This window comes from Acinetobacter sp. V89_7 (genome assembly GCF_029967895.1).
Taxonomy (GTDB): Bacteria; Pseudomonadota; Gammaproteobacteria; order Pseudomonadales; family Moraxellaceae; genus Acinetobacter; species Acinetobacter soli.
The window spans coordinates 1-563 of record NZ_JASCAJ010000016.1; the positions used below are offsets into that span (position 1 = coordinate 1).

At 54.9% G+C, this 563-nt stretch carries 1 protein-coding gene; it reads left to right on the plus strand.

What is annotated here, in order from left to right:
• Nucleotides 1–563: Ig-like domain-containing protein (locus QLG00_RS01235; RefSeq protein ID WP_282470380.1), on the plus strand; the 563-nt coding region annotated here is incomplete at both ends.

Here is a 563-nt window from a genome sequence, read left to right on the forward strand (position 1 = left end):
ATCAATGTGGATACCACGGCACCGGTACAAACCGTAACGATTACCCAAGCGATCGACAACGTTGATCCAGTGACGGGCACGATTCCGGCGAACGGGGTGACCAATGACGACACACCAGAAATCCAAGGGACACTGTCAAGCGGCTTGAGCGGAACAGAACAAGTGATCGTGTACCGAGATGGAGTTGCGGTGGGTGTGGCAACGGTGAACGGGACCAGCTGGAGTTATACCGATGGCAGTCTGGCCAGTGGATCGACCTACACCTACACAGCGAAAGTAGTGGATGCTGCAGGTAACAGTAGCGCCAGTTCGAATGAACTAACCTTCTCGATCAACACCTCAGGAGTGAACCAGACCACCACGATCTTGAGTGTGGTGGATGATCAGGCGCCGGTGACGGGTAACGTGGCCAATGGCGGCTTTACCAATGACACCACGCCGACGATCAATGGTTCGATCAACACGGCACTGAACGCTGGCGACAAAGTAGAAGTATTACGTGATGGCGTGGTGATTGGCACAGCGACCGTGACTGGCACCAGCTGGAGCTATACCGACATGGG